This is a genomic window from Micromonospora sp. WMMC273, assembly GCF_027460285.1.
GTDB lineage: Bacteria > Actinomycetota > Actinomycetes > Mycobacteriales > Micromonosporaceae > Micromonospora > Micromonospora aurantiaca.
This window is the reverse complement of sequence record NZ_JAPZBE010000001.1, coordinates 5,499,392-5,524,711: the sequence shown is the minus strand read 5'-3', so window position 1 is coordinate 5,524,711 and position 25,320 is coordinate 5,499,392. Positions and strand designations below refer to the sequence as shown.

At 73.5% G+C, this 25,320-nt stretch carries 19 protein-coding genes; 12 read left to right on the top strand and 7 right to left on the bottom strand.

Annotated features, from left to right (window positions below):
* The first annotated feature begins 215 nt into the window (after positions 1-215).
* Genes O7611_RS25610 through O7611_RS25600 form a run of 3 tightly spaced genes read left to right on the top strand, consistent with a single transcriptional unit; the run spans position 216 to position 2,802 of the window.
* Positions 216-1,892, top strand: coding sequence for an AMP-binding protein (locus tag O7611_RS25610; protein WP_269697710.1), 1,677 nt, complete (start codon positions 216-218; stop codon positions 1,890-1,892).
* The gene (locus tag O7611_RS25605) at positions 1,882-2,136 is read left to right on the top strand and encodes a glutaredoxin family protein (protein ID WP_013288752.1); all 255 of its coding nucleotides are present in this window, start codon (positions 1,882-1,884) and stop codon (positions 2,134-2,136) included. The genes O7611_RS25610 and O7611_RS25605 overlap by 11 nt, the downstream gene beginning before the upstream one ends.
* Before the next feature lie 24 nt (positions 2,137-2,160).
* The gene (locus O7611_RS25600; RefSeq protein WP_269697709.1) at positions 2,161-2,802 is read left to right on the top strand and encodes an HAD family hydrolase; all 642 of its coding nucleotides are present in this window, start codon (positions 2,161-2,163) and stop codon (positions 2,800-2,802) included.
* A 9-nt stretch (positions 2,803-2,811) separates the two neighbouring features.
* Here O7611_RS25600 and O7611_RS25595 read toward each other — a convergent pair whose 3' ends face one another.
* Positions 2,812-3,468, bottom strand: a complete 657-nt coding sequence (locus O7611_RS25595; RefSeq protein ID WP_194801515.1) for a LuxR C-terminal-related transcriptional regulator — start codon at positions 3,466-3,468, stop codon at positions 2,812-2,814.
* A gap of 66 nt (positions 3,469-3,534) precedes the next feature.
* On the bottom strand, positions 3,535-4,839 hold the full coding sequence (locus tag O7611_RS25590) for a sensor histidine kinase (protein ID WP_194801514.1): 1,305 nt from the start codon (positions 4,837-4,839) through the stop codon (positions 3,535-3,537).
* Positions 4,840-5,228: 389 nt separating this feature from the next.
* Here O7611_RS25590 and O7611_RS25585 point away from each other — a divergent pair, with 389 nt between their 5' ends.
* From O7611_RS25585 to O7611_RS25560, 6 genes are all read left to right on the top strand, one after another.
* Positions 5,229-5,999: a redox-sensing transcriptional repressor Rex gene (locus O7611_RS25585; protein WP_194801513.1), complete on the top strand. Its 771-nt coding sequence runs from the start codon at positions 5,229-5,231 to the stop codon at positions 5,997-5,999.
* Positions 5,996-7,369 carry a glutamyl-tRNA reductase gene (locus O7611_RS25580; protein ID WP_194801512.1) on the top strand — a complete coding sequence of 458 codons (1,374 nt, stop codon included), beginning with the start codon at positions 5,996-5,998 and terminating at the stop codon, positions 7,367-7,369. Before O7611_RS25585 ends, O7611_RS25580 begins: the two co-directional genes overlap by 4 nt.
* Positions 7,366-8,352: a hydroxymethylbilane synthase gene (gene hemC / locus O7611_RS25575; RefSeq protein ID WP_194801511.1), complete on the top strand. Its 987-nt coding sequence runs from the start codon at positions 7,366-7,368 to the stop codon at positions 8,350-8,352. Before O7611_RS25580 ends, hemC begins: the two co-directional genes overlap by 4 nt.
* Complete coding sequence (locus O7611_RS25570; protein WP_194801510.1) at positions 8,349-9,929, top strand: uroporphyrinogen-III synthase; 1,581 nt, start codon at positions 8,349-8,351, stop codon at positions 9,927-9,929. The genes hemC and O7611_RS25570 overlap by 4 nt, the downstream gene beginning before the upstream one ends.
* Positions 9,930-9,943: 14 nt before the next feature.
* Positions 9,944-10,927 carry a porphobilinogen synthase gene (gene hemB / locus O7611_RS25565; RefSeq protein WP_269697708.1) on the top strand — a complete coding sequence of 328 codons (984 nt, stop codon included), beginning with the start codon at positions 9,944-9,946 and terminating at the stop codon, positions 10,925-10,927.
* Between the two features lie 473 nt (positions 10,928-11,400).
* Positions 11,401-12,081, top strand: coding sequence for a helix-turn-helix domain-containing protein (locus tag O7611_RS25560; RefSeq protein WP_269697707.1), 681 nt, complete (start codon positions 11,401-11,403; stop codon positions 12,079-12,081).
* 31 nt (positions 12,082-12,112) lie between these two features.
* Here the strand turns inward: O7611_RS25560 and O7611_RS25555 are convergent, their stop codons facing one another.
* The 3 genes from O7611_RS25555 to O7611_RS25545 form a co-directional block, all read right to left on the bottom strand.
* Entirely contained in the window at positions 12,113-15,385 is a 3,273-nt protein-coding gene (locus O7611_RS25555; RefSeq protein ID WP_269697706.1) for a lamin tail domain-containing protein, read from the bottom strand.
* A gap of 91 nt (positions 15,386-15,476) precedes the next feature.
* A complete protein-coding gene (locus O7611_RS25550) occupies positions 15,477-16,493 on the bottom strand; it encodes a GNAT family N-acetyltransferase (protein WP_194801543.1) in 1,017 nt (338 codons plus the stop codon).
* Positions 16,494-16,560: 67 nt separating this feature from the next.
* Positions 16,561-17,778 (bottom strand): lytic transglycosylase domain-containing protein, encoded by a 1,218-nt coding sequence (locus O7611_RS25545; RefSeq protein ID WP_269697705.1) that lies wholly within the window; start codon positions 17,776-17,778, stop codon positions 16,561-16,563.
* Positions 17,779-17,834: 56 nt separating this feature from the next.
* On the opposite strand from O7611_RS25545, the gene O7611_RS25540 reads away from it, so the two are divergent.
* Positions 17,835-18,050, top strand: a complete 216-nt coding sequence (locus O7611_RS25540) for an FmdB family zinc ribbon protein (RefSeq protein WP_194801505.1) — start codon at positions 17,835-17,837, stop codon at positions 18,048-18,050.
* Between the two features lie 155 nt (positions 18,051-18,205).
* Positions 18,206-21,022: an ATP-binding protein gene (locus O7611_RS25535; RefSeq protein WP_269697704.1), complete on the top strand. Its 2,817-nt coding sequence runs from the start codon at positions 18,206-18,208 to the stop codon at positions 21,020-21,022.
* Between the two features lie 46 nt (positions 21,023-21,068).
* Here O7611_RS25535 and O7611_RS25530 read toward each other — a convergent pair whose 3' ends face one another.
* Both O7611_RS25530 and O7611_RS25525 read right to left on the bottom strand, forming a co-directional pair.
* Positions 21,069-21,611, bottom strand: coding sequence for a phospholipase (locus O7611_RS25530; protein WP_194801503.1), 543 nt, complete (start codon positions 21,609-21,611; stop codon positions 21,069-21,071).
* Positions 21,612-21,771: 160 nt separating this feature from the next.
* A complete protein-coding gene (locus tag O7611_RS25525) occupies positions 21,772-23,436 on the bottom strand; it encodes a glycoside hydrolase family 10 protein (RefSeq protein WP_194801502.1) in 1,665 nt (554 codons plus the stop codon).
* A gap of 273 nt (positions 23,437-23,709) precedes the next feature.
* Here O7611_RS25525 and O7611_RS25520 point away from each other — a divergent pair, with 273 nt between their 5' ends.
* On the top strand, positions 23,710-25,203 hold the full coding sequence (locus O7611_RS25520) for an amino acid permease (protein WP_269697703.1): 1,494 nt from the start codon (positions 23,710-23,712) through the stop codon (positions 25,201-25,203).
* Positions 25,204-25,320: the final 117 nt, after the last annotated feature.

Genomic DNA, 25,320 nt, shown 5'->3' with positions numbered 1-25,320 from the left:
GGTTGTCCGTCGCGTGTGGTTGACTTTCGCGCCGGAACCTGGTCCGCAGTGGAAAGTCCTGGTCGGAGCCGATTTTCTTTTCGCTCGGCGTGTCGCGGCAGCGGTGCGGCCGGGTCACTTCCGGCTGTCCGCCCGGGCGCCGTTGGAGATCCTCATCCCGTGGCTAGGAATCCCACCGTACGGCAATTGCAGTCCCGTGCGGCGGACCCGGCGCCGTGTCCGGGCATGGCCTGTCGGACACCGCTGTGCCAGACTCAGCCACCGTGCAGGACGCCGCCGAAAGCTCCGCGCCGAACCTCGCCGACCGGCTCCGCCACGCCGCCGAACAGCGGGGCGACCGGGCCGCGCTGCACTGGCGCGACCGGACGCTGACCTGGTCCGAGCTGGACGACGCGGTCACCACCACCGCCCGCGCGCTGCTCGCCGACGCGCCACCGGCCGACGGAACCGGCCACCCGCACCGGGTGGCGATCGCGTTCGGCAACACGCCGGACTTCGTGGTCACCTACCTCGCCGCGCTCCGGGCCGGTCTGGTGGCCGTACCTGTCAACCCCGCGCTGACCGCCCGCGAACTGCGGCACGTCCTCGCCGACTCCGGCGCGGCCGTGCTGGTCGGTGCGCCCGAGGTGACCGGCCGCGTGGACGCCTCCGAACTGCCCGCGCTGCGTACCGTGCACACCACGCCGCCGGTGGCCGGCGACGACACCCCGGCCGGGTTCCCGGCCCGCTCCGGCGACGACCTCGCCGTCCTGCTCTACACCTCCGGCACCGAGGGGCGGCCCAAGGGCGCGATGCTGTCGCACCGGGCCCTCGCCGCCAACCACGACCAGGTCGACCGCATCGAACCACCGGTGGTCGGCCCCGACGACGTCGTGCTGCTCGCCCTACCGCTGTTCCACGCGTACGGGCTGAACTCCGCGCTCGGCGCCGTCGTGCGGCACGGCGCGACCGGGGTGCTCGTCGACGAGCCCGGCCCGGCCGGAGCGCTGGACGACATCGCGCGGCACCGGGTCACGGTGCTCGTCGGCGTACCGTCGATGTTCCTGACCTGGGCCGAGGCGGCGCGCGACCCGGCCGCGGCGCTCGCCTCCGTGCGCGTCGCGGTGTGCGGCGCGGCGCCGCTGCCGCTCGCGGCCGGGGCGCGTTTCACCGAGCTGACCGGGCATCCGGTGCACGTCGGATACGGGCTCACCGAGACCGCGCCGGTGCTCACCTCGACGCTCGTCGGCGGCGAGCCGAAACCGGGGTCGATCGGCCGCCCGCTGCCCGGTGTCGGGCTGCGCCTGGTCGGGTCCGACGGCACCGAGCTGTGGCGCGACGGGGTGCCCGCCGAGGCCCCCGACGAGGACGAGATGGACCTCTCCGACGAGGCGACTGGCACCGACCCCGGGCAGATCGTGGTACGCGGGGAGAACCTGTTCGCCGGTTACTGGCCGGACGGGCGGGGCGGGCCGGACCCGGACGGCTGGTGGGCGACAGGCGACGTGGCGTACGCCGACGGCGACGGAGACCTGTTCCTGGTCGACCGGCTCGGCGAGCTGATCCTGGTAAACGGCTTCAACGTCTACCCGCACGAGGTGGAGCTGGTGCTCCGGGCCCACCCCGGCGTGGCCGAGTCGGCAGTCCTCGGTGTGCCGCACCCGCGGACCGGCGAGACTGTGCGGGCGTACGTGGTCCGGGCGGCCGGCCCGCCGGTGACGGCGGAGGACCTGCTCGCACACTGCGCGCGTAACCTGGCCCGGTTCAAGTGCCCGACCGCCGTCGAGTTCGTCGACAGCCTGCCGTACTCGGCGATCGGCAAGGTACGCAAGACCGAGCTGCGCCCGGCGCCCGCGGTGCCGTCGCCGGCGACGCCGACCGAGATCCGCACGGAGGTATCCGATGTCCAGTGACCCGAGGCTCATCCTGATCACCCGCCCCGGCTGCCACCTGTGCGACGACGCCAAGGCCGCGCTCGACCGGGTGGTGGCGGTCACCGGCGACCGGTGGGTCGAGCGGGACGTCACCGGCGACCTGGAGATGGAGCGCGACTACGGCGACCGGCTGCCGGTGGTGCTGCTCGACGGCAAGGAGCACGGCTACTGGCGGGTCGAGGAGGACCGGCTGCTGCGCGATCTGACCACGCCGCAGCTCTAGCACTATGGTGCTCGGGTGACGGGTATGCGACGCCACCTCGTGTGGGACTGGAACGGAACGCTCCTCGACGACCTCGACCTGGTGGTCCAGGCCACGAACGTCGCCTTTGCCAGCGCCGGCGGACCGGCGGTCACCGCCGCCGAGCACCGGGTGCGGTTCCGGCGGCCGATCGCCGACTACTACGCCGAGATGCTCGGCCGAGCCGTGGACGCCGAGGCGTTCGGTGTGCTCGACCGGGTCTTCCACGACGCGTACCGGGCCGGGCTGACCACCTGCGCCCTGGCCGCCGACGCCACCACGGCGATCGAGTCCTGGGAGGGCAGCCAGTCGCTGCTGTCCATGTGGTTCCACGACGAGCTGGTGCCGACAGTGCACACGTACGGGCTGACGCCGCACTTCCGCCGGGTGGACGGGCTGCGCGCCACAGTCGGCGGCGGGCGCAAGGCCGAGTGGCTGGAGAAGCACCTGGCCGAGCTGGGGCTGGGCGGGCACGAGGTGGTGCTGATCGGCGACTCGCTCGACGACGCCGACGCGGCCGCCTCGGTCGGCGCCCGCTGCGTCCTCTACACCGGGGGCCTGTCCGACCCGGACCGGCTGCGCGGCAGCGGCCACCCGGCCGCCGACACGCTCACCGAGGCGGTGACGCTGGCCCGCACGCTGCCCTGACCGTCCCGGTCAGGCGCGCAGGTGGGCCAGCACGGCCAGGACGCGGCGGTGGTGGGTGGTCGCATCAGGGGGCAGGTCCAGCTTGGTGAAGATGTTGCGGACATGCTTCTCCACCGCGCCGTCGCTGACCACGAGCGTCCGGGCGATGGCGGTGTTCGAGCGGCCCTCGGCCATCAGCGCCAGGACCTCGCGCTCGCGCGGGGTCAGCGACGCCAGCGGGTCGTCGCGCCGCCGCCGGACCAGCAACTGGCTGATCACCTCCGGGTCGAGCACGGTGCCGCCGGCGGCCACCCGGGCCAGGCCGTCGAGGAACTCGTCGATCGCGGCGACCCGGTCCTTGAGCAGGTAGCCGATCCCGCCGCCGCCCCCGCCCGCGGTGTCCAGCAGGTCGTCGGCGTACGACACCTCGACGTACTGGGACAGCACCAGGATCGGCGTACCAGGCACCCGGCGGCGGGCCTCCACCGCGGCTCGCAGTCCCTCGTCGGTGTGTGACGGCGGCATCCGCACGTCCACCACCGAGACGTCGGGCCGGTGCGCCACGACCGCCGCGACCAGCGCGTCACCGTCACCGACGGCCGCCACCACCTCGTGCCCGTACTCGGTCAGCAGCCGGACCAGCCCCTCCCGGAGCAGTACGGCGTCGTCCGCGATCACCACCCGCATGGGTCCGGTGTCTATCACGCCCGGACCCGGCGCCGGGCCGGCGGTCCGGATGCCGGGCGCGGCGCGTCACCTCGGCAGTTCGGCGTGGACCCGGGTCGGGCCGCCGGCCGGGCTGTCCACCTCGAGCGTGCCGCCGGCCGCCCGGACCCGGTCGGCGATGCCGCTGAGCCCGTGGCCCTTGGCCAGGTGCGCGCCGCCGGCGCCGTCGTCGATGACGGTGATCTCCAGCCGGCCCACCTTCCGGGTGACCTCCACCCGGCAGGTGTTCGCCCGGCTGTGCTTCGAGACGTTCGTCAGGGCCTCGGCCACCACGAAGTACGCGGTGCTCTCCAGCCCCGGGTCGAGCCGTCCGGCGGCGGTGCCCAGGTCGTCGTCCACGGCCAGCTCGGTAGGTACGAGCGCGCGGGCGGCGAGCGCGGCGAGCGCGCTGGGCAGGCCCCTGTCGACCAGGATCGGCGGCGCGATGCCCCGGGACAGGGCGCGCAGCTCGTCCAGCGTCTCCCGGGTCTGCGCGACCGCCTCGTCGAGCGTCTGCCGGGCCGCCTCCGGGTCGGCGGCGAGCTGGTGGCGGGCCCGGCCGAGGTCCATGGCGAGCCGGACCAGCCGCTGCTGCGGGCCGTCGTGGATGTCGCGCTCCAGCCGGCGCAGCGCGACCGCCTCGGCCGAGGCGGCGGCCCGCTTCTGCTCCTCCAGCGTGATGATCCGCTGCCGCATCTCGGCCACGCCGGTGAGCAGCGAGTACGCCAGCCCGGCCTGGAGCCGGGCGCAGCCGCGCGCCACCAGCGGGAGGGTGAACAGGGCGAACACCCCGATAGCGGTGTTCAGGGCGATCCGCGCGCCCGCGCCGTCACCCATCCCGAGGAGCTGGCTCAGGTCCTGGTCGTCGACGCCGCGCGGGATGGCCCAGTCGTAGACGACGTAGAGCGTGCCGCCCAGCGCCAGCACCCACCAGACCACGAGCAGCACGAACGTGGGTAGCGCGACGAGCAGCCGGACGAACGCGTGCAGCAGGTCCAGCCACGACTGCGCGTCCCGGATCGGGGTGAACACGCGGCGCCAGAACCCGGCGCCCGGCTCGGGGGTCCGGTAGACCGGGCGTACCCGGGGCCGGTCCAGCACCCCGGCGAGCCGCAGCCGCTCGATGTCGGCCAGCCCGCGGGCCGCGTAGAGGAAGCCGGCGAGGATCGGCAGGCCGAGCGTGGTCACCAGCAGCCCGGCGCTGAGTGCGATCCCCACCACGGCGAGCACGAAGCTGACGATCGCCAGCGGGAGGCCCACGAGCACGTAGGTGGTGTCGCGGGCGAGGCGGCGCAGGAGCCCGTGGACGGGGGACAGCGGAGTGGGCGCGGTGGCCGGTGGTGCTGCGGTCATGAGTCGAGGCTATGGGCGCGTGCCCCGCCCACCCATCCCGCACGCTGGCCTCTTCGGGGTGGGGTTCTCCCTACTGAAAACGTGAGACTCGCCTCGCCACGCCGGTCACGGAGCGCTACGGGCCCCGCGCGATTGGTCAGGGAAGTCTGGATTGAGCAATAATCGCCACGCGCCGCCGAGAGACGCGGTTGATCGATCTTGCGGGAATGGAGGGGCAGGTGAAGGCGCGTCGCGAGCTTTCAAGATCGCGATTTGTGCACCCCTTCACAAACACCTACTCTGTAGTTCCGACGCGCCCTGCTAGCACAGCCGGCAATCTCGGTCGCCAGCGGGAGTCCCGAAACGACCGGCCCCCGTCGCTGGTCGAGGATCGCACCGCACGGAGTCTCATGAGCCAGCACCGTCAACCAGGCGCGCCCGGTCGCACCGGTGCCGTACCGGCACTTCCGGAGCTGCCCGAGGCGACCGTGTCCCGGCTCCCGGAATACCTGCGTGCGCTGCACGCACTCGCCGACGCCGGGCATGAGACGGTGTCCAGCGAGGGCCTGGCGAACGCCGCGGGCGTCAACTCCGCGAAGCTCCGCAAGGACCTGTCCCACCTCGGCTCGTACGGCACCCGCGGCGTCGGCTACGACGTCGCGCTGCTCGTCGACCAGATCTCCTCGGTGCTCGGGCTCACCCAGTGCCGCGCCGTCGCGCTCGTCGGCGTGGGTAATCTCGGTCACGCCCTGGCCGGCTACGACGGTTTCGCCAACCGCGGATTCCGCATCGCCGCGCTCGTCGACGCCGACCGGTCCCGCGTCGGCGAAGTGATCAACGGCCTGGTCGTACGGCACGTCGACGAGCTGCCCCGGATCGTCGCCGAGGAGTCGATCTCGATCGGCGTCATCGCCACGCCCGCCCCGGCCGCCCAGGCGGTCGCCGACCAGTTGGTCGCCGTCGGCGTGACGAGCATCCTCAACTTCGCGCCGTGCGTACTCTCGGTTCCGGACGGGGTCGACGTGCGCAAGGTCGACCTCGCCATCGAGCTGCAGATCCTGTCCTTCCACGAGCACCGCAAGGCATCGCTGACCGCGCTCCCCGCCACCGGCGGGTCCGCCCTCACCGCCCTGCCCGGCGGACTCGCGGCAACCGACACCCAGGAGGCGATCGGCACGTGAAACTGCTCGTCGTCGGCGCGTCCTACCGCACCGCCCCGGTCGCCACCCTGGAACAGCTGGCCGTCCCGCCCGCCGACCTCACCCGCACGCTGGATCGCCTGATCGCCCAGCCGTACGTCGCCGAGGCCGTCCTGGTCTCCACCTGCAACCGGGTGGAGGTCTACGCCGCCGTCTCCGGGTTCCACGGCGGACTCGGCGACATCTGCGCGGTCCTCGCCGACCAGGCCGGCTGCCAGCCCGCGGCGCTCGCACCGCACCTCTACGTGCACTACGACGCCGCCGCCGTGGACCACGTCTTCCGGGTGGCCGCCGGTCTCGACTCGATGGTGGTGGGCGAGGCGCAGATCCTCGGCCAGCTCCGCGACGCGTACCACTCCGCCGGTGGCGCCGACTCGGCCGGTCGCCTGCTGCACGAGCTGATGCAGCAGGCGCTGCGGGTCGGCAAGCGCGCACACGCCGAGACCGACATCGACCGGGCCGGGCAGAGCGTCGTCACCGCCGCCCTCGACCTCGCCGCCGAGCTGCTCGACGGCGACCTGGCCGGCCGGCCCGCCATGGTGGTCGGCGCCGGCGCGATGGGGTCGCTGGGCGTAGCCACGCTGTCCCGGCTGGGCGCCGGCCCGCTCACCGTGACCAACCGGGGCGCCGCCCGTGCCGTCCGGCTCGCCGAGTCGTACGGCGCGTCCGCCGTACCGATGGCCGAGCTGATCACCGCGCTCGCCGCCGTCGACGTCGTGGTCGCCGCCACCGCCGCCACCGAGCCGGTGCTCACCCGCGACGTGGTGACCCGGGCGCTGGCCCGCCGGGACGCCGGCCGCGGCCCGCTGGTCCTGCTGGACCTGGCCGTCCCGCGCGACGTCGAGCCCGGCGTCGACGAGCTGCCCGGCGTCGAGGTGATCGACATCGACCGGATGGCCGCCGTCCTCGCCGACGGACCGGCCGCCGCCGACGCCGCCGAGGTGGCCCGGATCGTCACCGGTGAGGTCGAGGCGTTCCTGAGCTGGCTGCGCGGCGCCGACGTCGCGCCGACGGTGGCCGCCCTGCGCGGCCGGGCCGAGGACGTCGTCAGCGCCGAGCTGCGCCGGCTCGGCCAGCGCCGCCCCGACCTAAGCGACGACCAGCGCGCCGAGGTCGCCCGCACCGTGCACCGGGTCGTGCAGCGCCTGCTGCACCAGCCGACCGTACGGGTCCGCCAGCTCGCCGCCGAGCCCGGCGGTGACCAGTACGCGGCGCTGCTGCGCGAACTGTTCGACCTGGACGTCCCGCAGACGTCCCCGGTCGACACCGTCCCCGATGTGGTCGCCACCGACCTCGACGGCCGGCCGTCGTTCGACGCCGCCGACGTCCCGCCCACCGGAGGTGCGCGATGACCGCCCCCCTTCGCCTCGGTACCCGGGGCAGCGCCCTGGCGATGGCCCAGTCCGGCCACGTCGCCGAGGCCCTCACCGCGGCCACCGGCCGGCCGGTCGAGCTGGTCGAGGTGGTGACCGCCGGCGACCGGTCCACCGCCCCGGTGCAGCGGCTCGGCGTCGGCGTGTTCGTGTCCGCGCTGCGCGACGCGCTGACCGCCCGCGAGATCGACTTCGCCGTCCACTCGTACAAGGACCTGCCCACCGCGGCGGCGCCCGGCCTGCACGTCGCGGCCGTACCGCCCCGGCAGGACCCGCGTGACGCGCTGGTGGCGACGAACGGCCGTACGCTCGCCGAGCTGCCGCCCGGCGCCATCGTCGGCACCGGCGCGCTGCGCCGGATCGCCCAGCTGCACGCGCTGGGTATGCAGTTGGAGGTCACCCCGATCCGAGGCAACATCGACACCCGGCTCGGCCGGGTGCTCGGCCCGGACGCCGACCTCGACGCCGTCGTGCTCGCCCGCGCCGGGCTCAACCGGATCGGCCGCGCCGACGTCATCACCGAGACGCTCGACCCGATGCTCATGCTGCCCGCGCCCGCCCAGGGTGCGCTGGCCGTCGAGTGCCGGGCCGACGACCAGGACGTGATCGAGCTGCTCGCGCTGCTCGACCACGCGCCGTCCCGTGCCGCGATCACCGCGGAACGGGCGCTGCTGGCCACCCTGGAGGCAGGGTGCAGCGCACCCGTGGCCGCGTACGCCGTCCTCGCCGAAGGCGAGCCCACCGACGAGGGCGACGTCAATCAGGAGATCTACCTGCGCGGTGCGGTGATCAGCCCGGACGGTTCGCGTGACCTCCGGCTGTCCCGCACCGGAACGCCCGCCGACGCGGCGGAGATCGGCAAGGCACTCGCCGCCGAACTCCTCGAACTCGGCGCCGACTCGATCCTCGGCCAGGACGCACAGGCCGGCCCGGGGACCCAGCAACTTGGGAGCACAGAATGACCCGCACCCGTAAGCCCGTAGGCCAGATCGCCTTCGTCGGGGCCGGACCCGGCGACCCGGGCCTGCTGACCCGCCGGGCGCTGGACGCCCTGGTCGACGCCGACCAGGTGGTCTACGACCGGGGCGTACCCGAGTCGCTCCTGGCGCACGTCCGCGCCCAGGCCCGGCCGGACGCCGAGTTCAGCCCCGCCGAGGGCGTACCGGGGGACGTGGCGAAGGTGCTGATCTCCGCGGCCCGGGCCGGGCAGAACGCCGTGCACCTCGTCTCCGGTGACCCGTTCGGCCACGACTCGGTGGTCAAGGAGGTGCAGGCGGTCGCGCGTACCGCCGCGCACTTCGAGGTGGTGCCGGGCGTCGGCCAGGCCGAGGGCGTGGCCACCTACGCGGGTGTCCCGCTGCCGGGCGTACGCACCGCCGCCGACGTCGAGGACGTCACCGCGCTGGACTTCGAGGCGCTCGCCACCGCCGTCGGGCGGGGTTCGCTGGCGCTCGCCGTGGACGCCGGTGACCTGGCCGCCGTCCGGGACGGCCTGCTGGCCGCCGGGGTCGACGGCACCACAGCGGTCGGGGTGACCGGCGACGGCACCGGCGAGACGCAGTACACCACCACGTCGAGCGTGGACTCCTTCGTCGCGGCGGCGCTCGGCTTCACCGGCCGGGTGGTGCTCACCGTCGGCGCCGCAGTCACCGACCGCGACAAGCTGAGCTGGTGGGAGAACCGCCCGCTGTACGGCTGGAAGGTGCTGGTGCCCCGCACCAAGGAGCAGGCCGGCGTGATGAGCGCACGGCTGCGCGCGTACGGGGCGATCCCGTGCGAGGTGCCGACCATCGCGGTCGAACCGCCGCGTACCCCGGCGCAGATGGAGCGGGCCGTGAAGGGCCTGGTCGACGGCCGGTACGCCTGGGTCATCTTCACCTCGGTGAACGCGGTCCGGGCGGTGTGGGAGAAGTTCGCCGAGCACGGTCTGGACGCCCGCCACTTCGGCGGCGTGAAGATCGCCTGCATCGGTGACGCCACCGCCGAAGCCGTCCGCGCCTTCGGCATCCAGCCCGAGCTGATCCCCTCCGGGGAGCAGTCCTCCGAGGGCCTGCTGGCCGAGTTCTCGCCGCACGACGAGATCCTCGACCCGGTGGGCCGGGTGCTGCTGCCGCGCGCCGACATCGCCACCGAGACGCTTGCCGCCGGGCTCACCGAGCGCGGCTGGGAGGTCGACGACGTGACCGCGTACCGGACCGTGCGGGCGGCGCCGCCGCCCGCCGAGATCCGCGACGCGATCAAGTCGGGCGGGTTCGACGCGGTGCTGTTCACCTCGTCGTCCACGGTGCGGAACCTCGTCGGTATCGCCGGGAAGCCGCACGCCCGGACCGTTGTTGCAGTGATCGGGCCCAAGACGGCGGAGACCGCCACCGAGTTCGGCCTGCGCGTCGACGTGCAGCCGCCGCACGCCTCGGTACCCGACCTGGTGGAGGCGCTCGCCGCCTACGCCGTCGAGCTGCGGGAGAAGCTCGCCGCCATGCCGGCGAAGCAGCGCCGGGGCTCCAAGGTGCAGGGCCCGACCGCCCTGCGGTTCCGCTGACAGGAGGCCCCGTCATGCCGTACCCCGAGATCCGGCCCCGCCGGCTGCGCCGCAACGCGGCCGTGCGGCGGCTGGTCTCCGAGACCCGCGTCGACCCGGCCGAGCTGGTCGTGCCGATGTTCGTCAAGGAGGGCCTGACCGAGCCGCGGGCCATCGCGTCGCTCCCGGGGGTGCTCCAGCACTCCCGGGACTCGCTGCGCAAGGCCGCGGCGGAGGCGGTCCAGGCCGGGGTCGGCGGGATCATGCTGTTCGGGGTGCCCGAGACGCGGGACGAGACCGGCTCCGGCGGCATCGACCCGGCCGGCGTGCTCAACACGGCGATCCGGGACGTGATCGCCGAGGTCGGTGACTCGACTGTCGTGATGAGCGACCTGTGCCTGGACGAGTTCACCTCGCACGGGCACTGCGGTCTGCTCACCCCGGACGGTGGGGTCGACAACGACGCCACGCTCGCCGCGTACGCCGACATGGCGGTGGCCCAGGCCGCCGCCGGGGTCCACGTGGTCGGGCCGTCCGGGATGATGGACGGCCAGGTCGGTGTGGTCCGCAAGGCGCTGGACGCCGCCGGGCACCAGGACGTCTCGGTGCTTGCGTACGCGGTGAAGTACGCCTCCGCCTTCTTCGGCCCGTTCCGCGACGCCGTGGAGTCGGCGCTGGAGGGGGACCGGTGCACCTACCAGCAGGACCCGGCGAACCTGCGCGAGTCGCTGCGCGAGGTCGAGCTGGACGTGGCCGAGGGCGCCGACATGGTGATGGTCAAGCCGGCGCTGCCCTACCTCGACGTGGTGTCGGCGGTCCGGGACGCGGTGAACGTCCCGGTCGCCGCCTACCAGGTCTCCGGCGAGTACGCGATGGTCGAGGCCGCCGCCGCGAACGGCTGGATCGACAGGGAGCGGGTGATGCTGGAGACGCTCACCTCGATCCGCCGGGCCGGCGCCCAGATCATCCTCACCTACTGGGCCGTCGAGGCCGCCCAGTTGCTGCGCGAGCGTTACTGACCACTGCTCGGCCGGGTGGTCCGTCTGCTGCCGCCACGTGCGGCGGCAGGGCTCGGCTCGCCATCCTCCGGTTTCGCCCTCCTCGTTGTGGTCGCCGCACGTTGTCCACAGCCCAAGGCGGTCACTCAGCGTATTCTTTCGGCTGGCGGGACACTTCCCCCCTCGCCGACTTTGCTCTGCAGCCATTGGCGCAACTGTCACGAATCGTGAGCGCTGCGTCGGTGGCTGCAGAGCAAAGTGTGCCGAGGTAGTTATCCTTGCCGCCGCGATCGCGAGGCTTGTGTCCGCTTAAGTCGCTTTTATGCCGCGGCCGGGTCGCTCGCTCTGGTGGCAGCCAGTAACTCTGCGTAAGAGTCACTCTGTGTGTGTGCTGGCGGTCGCTGCCATGCGAGTTGGACGTCGCATCCCGGGTTTTCCACAAGGGCGGGGAGCGGGGTTGCCCGGTCGGTGCGGGAGACGGGACCGTGGGCGGCGTGACAGACATCGCCGACACCGAGCCGGAGGCGCCCACCGCGCCCACCGCGCCCACCGCGCCCACCGCGCCCGGCGCACCTGGCGTGCCCACCGCGCCCACCGCGCCCGGCGCACCTGGCGTGCCCACCGCATCCGGCGCGCCCGCCTCGGCGGCGGCGGACGGCGGGCCGGCGCTGCTCACCGAGCCGTTCGACGTGCCGTTCCCGGCGCCGGGGATCGTCCGGGCGGTGCGTCGCCGGGCCGATACCAGCCAGCGTGAGCTGGCCCGGTTCGCCCGGGTGCATCCGAGCACGATCGGGCGTATCGAGGCGGGGACGCTGACGCCGAGCCTGGCCATGCTGTCGCGCATCGTCGGCACGGCCGGCTTCCGGCTCGTGGTCGTCGACGAGGCCGGCCGGGTGCTCAAGCCGATGCGTGACCGGGCCGACCTGCGCGACGGCGCGGAGCGGCGGTACCCGTCCCACCTCGACATCGTCACCGACCCCGAGCCGGGGGAGTGGTGGGCCGACCGGTACGGGCTGGCCCGCCCGCCGGAGACGTTCTACCGCAACCGGGAGGTCCGGGACTGGCTGCGCCGCCGCAGCCAGTGGGAGGTGCGGGTGGCCAAGTACCGGAGCGTGCCGCCCCCGCCCGACCCGCAACGGTGCGGATACCGCGGCGGCCCGCCGATCCGCCCATGAGGGGATCGACGGCCGCCGCGCGGCACACCGCTCAGTCGTCGTTCAGGATCGTCCCGACGCCGGACGGGTCGGCCAGCCGCAGGCCCGGCACGCCGGCCACGTACAGCGTGAGCTTCTCGTCCGCCTCGCGCTTACGGTCGCCGCGCACGGTGACCGGGAACGTCAGCGAGGTCCGGCCCGCGGCCAGCACCCGGCAGCCCACGTACGGGTCGTAGTCCGACCCGGCCTGGGCGGTGGTGCCGTAGGTGGTGGCGCAGATCAGGGCCGGCTCGGACAGCGGGCGGGACACGGTGACGGTGAACGTCATCGTGCTGGTGCCCTTGTCGCCCTCGGTGACCGAGGTGTCCGTGACCCGCAGCGAGGCGCGCGACCGGAACCGGGCCACCTGCGGGTCGTGGTCGCTGGCACCCCGGTCGCCCAGCTCCGGCGCGTCGGTCGGGTAGTCGGCGTTGATGTGCGCCGTCCGTACCTGCACCAGGTCGTCGTGCATCGGGTCGTTCACGAACAGGTTGTCCAGCGTCTGCGCCTGGCCGCTGAAGGTGTACGAGTACGCCGACGCGGGCGCGTCCTTCACCAGGTCGTCCCAGAGGTTGTGCAGCCCGGCCTCGTACAGCGGGGCGAGCTGGTCCGACGGCGTCGGGTTCTGGGCGGTGGCGATCGGGTCGTCCGGGCGGGGGAAGACGTTCAGGTCGCCGCCGTACACCACGCGGGCGTTCGGATCGCTCGCCTCGACCGCCTGCACGATTGCCGCACCGTACGCGGCCTGCTCACGGCGCTGCCCGACCCGGCTGTCCGGCCCGGACGAGAAGTGGTTGGCGACCGCCCAGAGCGTGAACCGCTCGCTCGACCCGGGACCGGCCTTCACAGTGAACCGGACCACCTGCGCCGCGCGGGTGTAGACGTTGCTGCCGTCCACCCCGGTCGACCGGTCCACGTCGGCCGGCAGCACCGCGTTGAGCGCCTTGGGGTTCTGCACGTCGGCGTTGGACGGCAGCGCCGCCGAGCGGTACTGGACCGTCGGGGCGGAGCCCAGCAGCGGGTCCGCGGCGGTCGCCTCGGCCAGCGTCAGCCGGTCGGTGCGGTAGAGGAACGCCGAGGCGATGCCCCGGGCGTCCGCGCCGGTCCGGTCGTACGCGGCGGCGTACGCCGGGCCGCCGTTCGCCGCGATGGCGAGCGCCAGCTCCTGCACGGTGTCCGGCGCGCCGTCGGCGTTGTCGGTGTCGCCGCAGGCGAGCCCGCCGTCGACCACCGAGCAGATGTCCTGGTCCTCGGCCTCCTGCACCAGGATCAGATCCGGGCTGTGCAGCGACTGGACGATCTGCCGGGCCTGCACTGCGAGCTTGGCGGCGTACGCCTCCGGGCTCGCCGGCACGTAGTCGAACGGCGGGCTGACGCCGGGGCAGCCGGTGTTGCCGGCGAAGTCGCAGCCGTCGAACGGGTCGTCCCGGTAGTCGTACAGGTTCTCCACGTTGTAGGTGGCGATCGCTACCTCGCTGCCGCGGTCGGCCGGCTGCGGCGGGTGGTTCGCGGCCGGGTCGGCGCCACCGGTCAGGGTGAGCTGCTCGGGCTGCACGCTGTACTTGCTGAAGGCGTACGAGACGGAGCCGTAGGCGTCCTCGGTGAGCGTGTCGAACGTGCGCGCCTCGGGCAGCAGCGCCCGGGAGTCACCGGCGGTCGCCTTCACGCCGCCCGCACCCAGCAGGATGCGCTGGTTGTTGCCGTTGTCGAACAGCGTGCCGGGGATGTCGTCGAGCGGGTGCGCGTCCCGGAACACCCGGCGGGCGTACGGGTCGGACCGCTTCATGATCGGGTCCTCGCGGTCCAGTACGTAGATCTCGGAGTCGGCGGTGGAGGAGTAGATGTGCCGGGGCGCGGACACGCCGCTGCCGGCGCGTACCCGCATCCGCTCGCCCTCGTGCCGCTCCCAGAACAGGTCGGCGGCGGCCGCCTCGGCCGGCGGGACCGCGTCGTCGACCCGGACGGCGGTGTCCACGTCGAGGCCGGAGTCCAGCTTGCGGACCAGCGAGGCGCCGGAGAGCTGGGTCTGGTTGAAGTACTCGGAGACCCGGCCGCGCAGCACGACCTCGTCGCCGACGGTCGGGGCGTACCCGCCGATCAGCGTGGTGAACGAGCCCATGAAGACGAACAGGCCGTCGGAGGTCAGCGGGTCGCCGTCCTCGCTGCCGAGCCGGCTCTGGAGGTAGAAGCCCCACTGGTCGGCCCCGGCCGAGCTGCGGGTCAGCGACATGCCGGTGATGACGCCGCGTACGTCGTACAGCGTGGAGCTGGTGCCGTTGCCGCTGGCCGGCGCGAGCGGCGACCGGTCGGTGCGACCGTCCTCGTCGCCGGCGGTGCGGCCCTGCACCTCGCCGATCGACAGCACGCTGGTGGCCTGCACGGTGAGCGTGCAGGTGGCGCTGTCGCCGTCGGTGTCGGTGGAGGTCACGGTGACCGCGTAGCCACCCGCAGGCAGGCCGGTGGCGGTCAGCGTCGCGGTGGCCGTGCCGCCGTCGGCGGTCGCCGGGGTGAACGCGGTACGGCTGATCGAGCCGCTCGCCGGCACCGGCACGACCGAGGTGACCACCAGGTCGGTGATCGTGTCGTCGGCGTCGGTAGCGGTCACCTCGCGGGTCGCGGTGGCGCCCGCCGACAGCGTCAGCGCGCCGCCGCAGTTCAGGGTGGCCGGCTGGTCGACCGGTCCGCCGCCGCCGACGGTGTGGCTGCCCAGCCCGTCGAACGTGTCGGTGGCGAAGCCGGCCCACTGCGCGGCCGGATCGAACGGGTCCGCCGGGTCGGTGTCGCCGGCGGTCACCGAGGGCAGGCGACGCAGCGTGTTGTCGGCGGTGCTGGTCAGCCCGCTGCCCCACTCGGTGCCCGGGTCGACGCCGACCTGGCCGAGGGAGTCGACCACCGTGCCGCCCTTGCGCAGCACTATGGCGTCGTCGCCGTTGAACAGCGAACCGGAGTACGTCTGGTCGGCCTGGGCGAGGATCGCCGGCGCGGCCGCCGCGGCGGCGAAGACGAACACGTCACCGGCGGCGACGGTCCCGGTGAGGGCCACGTTGGTCGAGGTGGTGGCGCCGTTGAAGAAGAGCTGGAGCTGGTAGCCGCCGGCGGCCAGGTCGATCGGGGCGCCGGTGCCGTTGTACAGCTCGACGGCCTTGTTGTTCGACGATCCCTCGACGTACTCCGAGATGAAGAGGTCGGTGGGCGCGGCGCTGGCCGCGGTGGGTGCGACAGCGATCGCCGTGAGGGTGACGGCGGCGGTGGTCGCGAGCGCGGCGAGGGTGCGGCGCGGGCGCATGGGGCCTCCACGATGGGTGGACAGGAACTAACGAACGTTAAGGCTCTCGTGGGTACACCGTCCAGCCCTTCGATGGCCGGGCGGTGAACGGTCAGCGGTGACTGTCCAGCCGGTGCACCAGTTCGGCGACGTCCACACCGTATTCGCACCAGTCGCGGTCGGGGCGGTAGCCCAGCTCGGCGTTGACCTTCAGCATCGACTCGTTGTCCTGCGCGTTCCAGGTCTGCACCTCGGCCACCTCGGGCTCGGCCGAGCGCAGCTCCAGCAGCATCCGCGCCTTGATGGCCCGGTCGATGCCGTAGCCGCGGTGGTCGTGGACGACGATCGTGTCGTACTGGTCGGCCCGGGTCGGGTGCTGCGCCGGCACCACCACCTCGGTCAATCCGGCCACCTCGCCGGTCTGCTCGTGCAACGCCAGCACGATGTACGGCTTCATGCCGCGCCGGTGCAGCGTGGCGAGGCTGTCGCGCAGCCGGTCCGGGTCGTAGGAGCTGGGCCGCAGCTCCACGTCGTCGGAGTCGCGCACCTCGGCCTTGGCCCGCGCGTACGCCTCGATCAGTTCGTCCGGCGGGCCACCCGGCCAGAACTCCACGCGGTAGCCCGCGCCGACCTCGGCGGCCATCTCGGTGAGCGCCGGCCAGTCCACCGAGCGCAGGTCGAGCACGCTGCGGGTCTCCACGTAGTCGCGGGTGAAGCCCAGCGACTCGTAGAACCCCACGGCCGGGGTGTCGCCGACCACCTCCACGCCGATCGACTGGAAGCCCTCGTCCCAGACCCGGCGGGCGGCCACCCGCACCAGCTCACGGCCGATCCCGCTGCGCCGGACTGCCGGGTGCACCAGCACCTCGAGCACGCCGATGCCGCCGAGCAGCAGCACGTGCACATGCCCGAGGATCGCGCCGGGCGTGCCGTCCGGGGCGGCGTCGTCCTGCGCGACCCACGAGATCCGCCGCTCGCCGGGCATCACCTCGGACAGATACTCCCGCATGGAGCTCTCCCGCCAAGGCGGGTCCTGCGGCAGATCGGCCGCCAGGACCGCGTTCAGCGTGTCCAGCAGGGACGCGATCTCGGCGGACGACGCGGTCCTGGGATCCCACTCGCGCACCATCACCCGTCTAGCTTGCCGTCAACGGCAGCCGGGGGGAAGGGTTCAGTCCGCGAATGTACGCGAGCCGTCACCTCACGTTGCGGCTGAGCCTGCCGTACTCGTCGGCCTTGTCGAAGACGGCCTGGGCGTACCGACGCACATCGTTGTAGGACAGGATGGCGCCCCACCAGTCACCCGGGATGGTCATGTTCCGGCCGCCCTTGCACAGGTAGAGCCCGGCGGCCAGCGCCGCGTCGTCGATGTCGTGCGGGTTCTTCACCCCGTCGCCGTCCGCGTCCGCGCCGATCTCCTGCCAGGTGGTGGGGATGAACTGCATCGGTCCGAGCGCCCGGTCGTGGACCCGGTCGCCGTCGAGCAGCCCCTGGTCGGTGTCGAGGATGCGGGACCGGCCGCCCTGCCCGTCGAGCGGCTCTCCCCTGATCTCCGGCAGGGCCCGGCCGTCGGCCTGCAGCGTGGCGCCGTTCGCCGCGCCGTGGCGCGACTCGACGTACCCGATGGCGGCCAGCGTGGTCCAGCTCAGCTGGCACCCACGGTTGGTCTGGGCGAGCACCAGTTCGGCGTACGCGTACGCCTGGAGCGCCATCACGGGGACGCCGGTCACCGCGCTGACCCGCTGCGCCCAGCCGGTGAGCGCGTCGGCCGGGCGCCCGGCGGGCAGCACCGGGGCGGTGGTCGCACCGGGCAGCGGCGTGCCGGTGGGCGCGGCGGTGCCGGGCAGGCCGGTCAGTTCCGGCAACGGCGGCGTGGCGGGCGCCGCCGCGGTCTGCGGCACGCTCTGCGACGGCGTGGCCTCGGCGACCGTCTCCGGCCGGTCGACCGCCGCCGGCACGACCACCGCACCGGCGGTGGCGGCGGCGGCGACCAGGGCGAGCAGGAACAGCGCGGGCAGCGTGGTGCGCCCGCCGGGCCGCCGGGACCAGGCACGGGTGCCCCGGGCGGCGCCGACGACGAGCTGCCTCGGGCGCGTCCGGACGGCGTGCGCGAACGGCATCCGCCGACGCCGCCCGCCGCTCTCGGCCGCCGCCTCGGCCTTCGTCCCCGGTGCGGAATCCGGCTGCTCGTCCCCGCCCGACCCGGGCTCGGCGTCTGCCTTCGCGCCCGGTTCTGGCTGCGGCTTCTCATCGGGCTCGGCGTCCGCGTCGGGCTCGGCGTCCGGCTTGATCTGCGGCTTCCCGACCGACTCGGCGCCGGATCGGCGGGGCCGCGGGACGGCCGGGGTGCCGCCGTCGGGTGGCGCGGCGGGTCGCAGGGGCCGGGCCGTCGCTCGCCGTTCGCCGTCCACCACCCGTCGAGTATCACCCATCCGGGTGGCGACGTCAGGCCCGGCCGTACGCTTGGGACATGCCCCGGTACGAGTTCCGTTGCCGCGCCTGCGGCGACACCTTCGAGGTCAGCCGTCCGATGGCCGAGGCCGCGCAGCCGGCCGCCTGCCCGCAGGGCCACGCCGACACGGTGAAACTGCTGTCCACGGTGGCCGTCACCGGACGGGGCGGCTCCGCCCCGAGTGGTGGGATTCCCAGCGGCGGTGGTTGCTGCGGCGGCTCCTGCGGCTGCTGACTTTCCGCCTTCCGTCCCGCGGGTCGATCGGGGTCTTGCCGCCGGTGTGATCTTTTGGCACCTTGGGGCGGAATCTGCCCAGCCGTTCTCACGATGCGTGACGGCACGACCATAGGGCAGCATGAACCCGACGTCACCGGGCGGAGGTTCGACGTATGTCGCAAGGACACCACCTCCCCAGCGGGTGGGTGACCTTCGTGTTCACCGACATCGAGGGCTCGACGCGGCTGGCCCGGATGCTCGGCCCGGTCTACCGCCCGGTCCTGCACGAGCACCGGCGGCTGCTGCGCGACACCCTGGCCGGCACCGACGGAGCCGAGCTGCTGACCGAGGGGGACTCGTTCTTCCTCGCGTTCCCCGACGCCGCCGCCGCGGTCCGCGCCTGCCTGACCGCGCAGCGCGCGCTCGCCGGGCACGAGTGGCCCAACCCGGACGCCACCCCCCGGGTACGGATGGGACTGCACACCGGCTACGCCGAGCCCCGCGACGGCGAGTACGCCAGCCCCGAGGTGCACCGGGCCGCCCGGGTGGCCGCCGCCGCGCACGGCGGGCAGGTGCTCTGCTCGGCCGCCACCGCCCGGCACGCCGACCCGCTGCCGGACGGGGTGTCCCTGCTGGACCTCGGACTGCACCGGCTGCGCGGCTTCGACGACCGGGAGCGGCTGTTCCAGCTCGTCGCGCCCGGGTTGGAGCGGCGGTTCCCGCGTCCCCGTACCGCCGACGCGACGGCGCACAACCTGCCCACCCAGGTCACCTCGTTCGTCGGCCGGCAGGCCGAGCGCGCCGAGCTGGGGCGGCTGGTCGAGGCGTACCGCCTGGTGACGGTGCTCGGCGCGGGCGGCGCCGGCAAGACGCGGCTGGCGGTGGAGCTGGCCTCCGGGATAGTCGAGGACTACCCGGACGGCGTCTGGTTCGTCGACATCGCCGCGGTGACCGACCCGGGACTGGTGGCGTTCGAGATCGCCGCCGTGCTCGGCCTGCGCCCGGAGCCCGGCCGGCCGATGGTCGACACCCTCGTCGAGTACGCGGCGCCGCGCCGGATGCTCGTGCTGCTCGACACCTGCGACGCCCAGACCGCCGCGTCGGCCGAGGTGATCGGCCGGCTGCTCGCCGGTGGCCGGGGTGTGCGGGTGCTGGCGACCAGCCGGGAGTCGTTCGGCGTACCCGGCGAAGTGGTGTGGCGGATACCGCCGCTGTCGGTGGACGAGGGCCCCGACGGTGGTGGGAGCGACGCGGTGGCGCTGTTGCTGGACCGTACCGCAGTGGCCCGCGGCGGCCGGGCGCCGGAGCCGGCCGAGCAGGCCGACCTGCACCGGGTGGTACGCCGCCTGGACGGGTTGCCGCTGGCTATAGAGCTTGCCGCCGCCCGGCTGAGGGTGCTCTCGGCCGGGCAGCTGGCCGAGCGGCTGGACGACATGCTGGGCACGCTCGACGCCGGGCGGGAGACGGCGGAACCGCCACCGGTGGAGGCGGGCTGGAGCGGCAACCAGCAGGACACGGTGGACCTGGTGGCCGCCGCTACCGGCGCTGCACCGCCCACCCCGGCGACACGAGCGGTGCAGCGGTCGGCGAGCGAGCGGCACCTGACCATCCAGGCCACTGTGACCTGGTCGTACCGGACGCTCGGCGCGCGCTCGGCGCGGCTGCTGCGCTGGATGGCGGTGTTCGCCGGGCCGGTGGACCTGCCGACCGTGCAGTGGCTGCTCGACGAGGATCCGCTCGACCCGCTCTCGGTGCTCGTGGACAAGTCGATGGTGCTGGCCGAGCCGCACGCCTCCGGCAGCACCTACCGGATGCTCGACCCGATCCGGGCGTACGCCGCGCGGCGGCTGGTCGAGGCCGGCGAGGAGCAGAGCGCCCGGGACCGGCACGTCGCCTGGTGCCGGCACGCGCTGGACCGGGCGCACCTGGGCCCGGACGGCCGCCCGGTGACGCTCTCCCTGTACGCGCTCGACCCGCTGGCCAACGAGTTGCGGGCCGCGTTGCGCTGGTGTGCCACCGGCGGCAGCGCCCGGTCGGGCCTGTCGCTCGCCGGTGACCTGGATCAGTGGTGGCGGGAGCGCGGCCTGGCCCGGGAGGGGCGGCTCTGGCTGTTCCGGCTCTACGGCCGGCTCGCCGAGACCGGCGAGCCGATGCCGGACGCCGAACTGGCGGCCGCGTATCACATGCACTCGCTGCACGCGGGCGCGGACGGCGAGTTCGGCGAGGAGCTGCGGTACTCGCAGCGGGCCGAGGCGGCCGCCCGGCAGTCCGGTGACCGGGGGCTGCTGGCCCGGGTGCTGGCCGGGCGCGCGGCGCCGCTCGTCGACATGGGGCAGTTCGCCGAGGCGGAGCGGATCTGCCGCGAGGTGATCGACTGGGCGTACGCGCAGGACGTGGTGGGGGACGCGCTGCTGGCCGTCTACAACCTCGCCGAGCTGCTCTGGCGCCGGGGTGCGCTGGACGAGGCGGCCGACCTGCTCGCCGCGGCCCGTCCGGTCGAGGCGGCCCGGCCGGCCGAGCGGGGCGGCCGGTCGGTGGACATGCTGCTCGGCATGGTGGCCCTGGCCCGGGGTGATCTGGTCGCCGCGCACGAGCACCTGCTGGTGGCGTTGCGGTCCCGGATGAGCCACGGCTACCTGGGCCGGGCCTGCGACACGATAAACGCGATAGCGGTGCGCTGCGCGCTCGCCGGGGACGCGCTGGCGGCGGCCCGGCTGTTCGGGGCGGCGCAGGCCACCCGGGCGAACCTGCGGGCCACGCCGGGGATATACGGCCCGTACTGGTCGGCCCGGCAGGCGGAACTGCGGCGGGTGCTCGGCGACGAGGCGTTCGACGCCGCCTACGGGGCCGGGACGGGGCTGCGGCTGGACGAGGTGGCGGCGCTGGCGCTGCACGTCGAGCACCCGGACCTGGCCGCCGACTCGCCCCGGTTCGGCGCGCGGCCGCCGGGTTCCTGGCCGGCGTTCGAGCCACGCAGCACAGCCGGCTGAGCGCGGCGGGGAGCCCGCCGGGCGGCGGACTCCCCGGCGCGGTGCGTCAGGTGAGGGCGGCGGCGCGGCGCTGGGCGTCGGCCTTCATCCGGGCGGCGCGGTCGAGGTCGGCCTGCGACACGGCGGCGACCGAGCCGAAGACGCTCACCGCCTGGTAGTACGTCCAGGCGAGGCTGTAGCAGGCGGGCCGGACCACCGCGTTGTACGTGGCGCAGACCCGCTTCAGGTCGGCGTAGAAGGCGCTGTCCAGGCGGGACTTGCTGGACGAGAAGACGCCCATCGCCTTGTGGTTGCGGTAGCCGAAGTCGTGCCGGTAGCAGGAGAGCTTGAAGTTGAACCCGACCGGGTTGTCCGGGCTGGACGAGCAGTAGTCGGTGGACCAGTCGAAGCCGTACTCGGTCCAGGGCGCCCGGTTCTGCCGGGCGCTGTTCCAGGCGTTGTAGCTGGACGCGCTGGTCTGCGTCCAACTGGTCAGGACGGACAGCTTCTGCTGGGTGCTCACCGCGGCGGCGGCCGGTGTCGCCAGGCCGAGCAGCGTGAGCAGGGCGAGCGCGCCGGCGGCGAGGGTGGTGGCGAGTCGACGGGACACGGGAACCTCCGGGGGGTGGTGGCCGGGATCTCCGGATGTCGACAAGTGTCGATCAAATCGGTGAGCTGGGGCGATGCCTCGGGGAACGGCTCGCTGACATCCGCCTGAACAGACGAATGCCCCCGGGCCGGCGAGGCGGCCCGGGGGCATCCGGGGTGGATCAGCGGACGAAGCGCGGCGGGCTCGCCGGGCTCTCGTTCGCCAGCCGGTCCAGCGCGGTCACGTAGTACGTGTACCGGGCGCCGTCGGCCGCCGTGGTGTCCACCCAGGACTGCACGGCGCCATCGGTGGCCCGGACGGTGCCGACCAGGTGCGAGGCGTCCGCGAAGTCGCAGCGCCCGGCCAGGCCGTGCCCGTCGAACCGGTAGATCGCGTACGACGCGGCGGTGCCGAGCGGGCCCTTGCCGTCGGCCGGCTGCCGCCAGCTCAGGCGTACCCCGTCCGCCTCCCGCTGGGCCTTGGTGACCACCGGGAACAGCAGCGGCTTGCGCGGCAGGTGCGTCATGGTGGGCACCAGCGCCGGGCGGGAGTAGTGCTCGGCGGCGTAGATGTCGGTGGCGCCGAGCCGGTTCGCCCGGACCTGCACCGCGGAGAAGTGCACGTTGCCGAGCACCTCCGGGTACGACCGGTTGAGCGTCAGGTGGTTCGACAGCTCCTGCGGGTTCATCCAGAACGACCCGTACGCCGGGTCTCCGCTCTTGTAGTCGGCTTGGCCGATGTAGAGCTGCACCCGCGTGCCGCGCACCTGCTCGGCCCACCACGGCACCAGCCGGGCGTAGTCGGCGGCCGGGTACTGGCCGATGTACCAGTAGAGCTGCGGCACGATGTAGTCGATCCACTCCTCCTTGACCCACTTGCGGGAGTCGGCGGAGATGATGTCGTACGACTGCGAGCCGGTGGTGTCCGAGCCGTTCGGGTCGGCTGACGCGTTGCGCCAGATGCCGAACGGGCTGACGCCGAACTTCACATGCGGCTTGACCGCCTTGATCTTGGCGTTCATCTCCTGGATCAGCAGGTTGATGTTGTCCCGCCGCCAGTCGGCCTTGTCGGTGAAGCCCCTGTTGTACGCCGCGAACGTGGCGTCGTCGGGCACCTGGTGGGTGCCGCTCGGGTACGGGTAGAAGTAGTCGTCGAAGTGCACGCCGTCGATGTCGTACCGCTTGACCGCGTCCATCATCGCGGTCTGGACGAACTCGCGGACCTCGGGGACGCCGGGGTTGTAGTAGAGCCGGCTGCCGGCGACGCCGGCCGGCGGGTAGGCGAAGACCCAGTCGGGGTGCTGGCGGGCCGGGCTGTCCGGGGCCAGTTGCGACAGGTCGGCGCCGGCGCCGCCGGGGGCGGGCATGGAGACGCGGTACGGGTTGAACCAGGCGTGGAACTCCAGGTTGCGCTTGTGCGACTCGGCGACCAGGAAGGCCAGCGGGTCCCAGCCGGGGTTCTTGCCGCGTACGCCGGTCAGGTACTCCGACCACGGCTCGTACGGCGAGGGCCAGAACGCGTCGGCGGTCGGGCGGACCTGGACCACGACGGCGTTGTGGTTGAGCTTGCGGGCCAGGTCGAGCCAGGCCAGGTATTCGGCCTTCTGCTTGGCCACCTGGTCCGGCGCGGTCCAGGAGTCCTTGCTGGGCCAGTCGATGTTCGTCACCGAGGCGATCCACATGGCCCGGAACTGGCGCTTGGGGGTGGCCGGATCGGTGACGCAGTCGGTGGAGGGGGAAGTGGCGGTGCCGGTGTCGCCGGGGGCGGCCTGCGCCGGCGTGCCGGCGACCAGCGTGCCGAGCAGCGCCGCGGCCAGCGCGGCGGCTCCGAGCCGAGTTGCCTTCATGCGGTGCGGTCCCTTCGTCGGGTCCGGGGGGACGGTCGGCGGCGGAGCGTACGGCAAGATTCGCCGTGCCATCCATGCCGCCGGTAGAAAACTTTCATCTATCCGTGCCCGGCGCAAGACCCCGACCGGTGATCGATGTCCCGCGCCGTCCGACTCGGCCGGATCGTGACGATTCCGAGACCTGCGGTGCGGGATTGGAGCGGAAAACGGCTGGGTAGCTAGCCCGGTCACAGACCGCCACCGTGGCGGCCACACGGCGGGGGAGGTGATCAGATGTCGGTCCTGCGGACCAAGCCGATCGGCGACGTGCTCGCCCAGGGCGACGCCGACGGCGAGGACGGCAAACCGGGCCTGCGGCGCCGGCTCGGCGCGGTCGACCTGATGGGCTTCGGCATCGGCATCGTGATCGGCACCGGCATCTTCACGCTCACCGGCGTCGAGGCGCGCAACAGCGCCGGGCCCGGCGTGGTGATCTCGTTCGGCATCGCCGGCCTGGTCGCGCTGCTCGCCGCGCTCTGCTACGCCGAACTCGCCAGCAGCGTGCCGACCGCCGGCAGCGCCTACACCTACGCGTACGCGACGATGGGCGAGATCGTCGCCTGGATCATCGGCTGGGACCTGCTGCTGGAGTTCGCGCTCGGCGCGGCGGTGGTGGCCCGCGGCTGGTCCGGCTACCTCGCCGACCTGTTCGGCCTGCCCAGCGCCTGGTTCGCCGAAGAGGGCAGCGTCGTCAACCTCGGCGCGATCGGCATCGTGCTGGTGCTCGGTGTGGTCGCCATCGTCGGCATCCGCGAGTCGGCCCGGGTCACCAACCTGCTGGTGCTGGTCAAGGTGGCGATCTGCGCCTTCGTCATCATCGCCGGGCTGTTCTTCGTCAAGGCGGCCAACCTCAGCCCGTTCATCCCGTCCGCCGAGCCGGCCGGGGCCGGGGACGACGGCATCAAGCAACCGGTCACCCAGGCCATCTTCGGGCTGGAGCCCTCCGTCTTCGGCTTCGTCGGGGTGCTCACCGCCGCCGCCGTGGTGTTCTTCGCGTACACCGGGTTCGAGGCCGTGGCGAACCTGGGTGAGGAGACCCGCAAGCCCAAGCGGGACCTGCCGCTGGGTCTGCTCGGCACGCTGCTCATCTCGACGGTGCTCTACATCGGCGTCTCGCTGGTCGTGGTCGGCATGGTCAAGTACACCGAGATCGACGAGGGCGCGCCGATCGCGTCCGCGTTCCGGGCGGTCGGCGCCGGCTGGGCCGCGGTGCTCGTCTCCATCGCCGCCGTCGCCGGGCTCACCAGCGTGATCCTGGTCGACCTGGTGGCGATGGGCCGGATCGGCTTCGCCATCGCCCGGGACGGGCTCATCCCGCCCGCCATCGCGAAGGTGCACCCGCGCTGGGGTACGCCGTACCGGATCGCCGGGATCATGACGATCGCGGTGGCGCTGCTCGCCGGGTTCCTTCCGCTGTCCGCGCTTGCCGACCTGGTCAGCATCGGCGCGCTCTGCGCGTTCACGCTGGTCGCGATCGCGGTGCCGATCCTGCGCAAGCGCCGCCCCGACCTGGAACGGCCGTTCAAGGTGCCGTTCTCGCCCGTGCTGCCGATCCTCACCGCGCTGGCGTGCCTCTACCTGAGCCTGAACCTGTCGGTGGAGACGTGGCTGCGGTTCCTCGCCTGGATGCTGATCGGCGCGGTCATCTACTTCGGGTACGGCCACCGCAAGAACCGGCTCGCCCGTCGCGAGCACTCGGACACCCCCGAGCCCGCCCCCACCCCCTGAGGCGGGCACCCGAAGAAGGGCCCCTTCTTAACGCCTGGCGTTAAGAAGGGGCCTTTCTGCTACCGGAGGCGTTAACAAGGGGCCCTTCCTTACCCGCTCACCCCTTCCGCTGCGGGA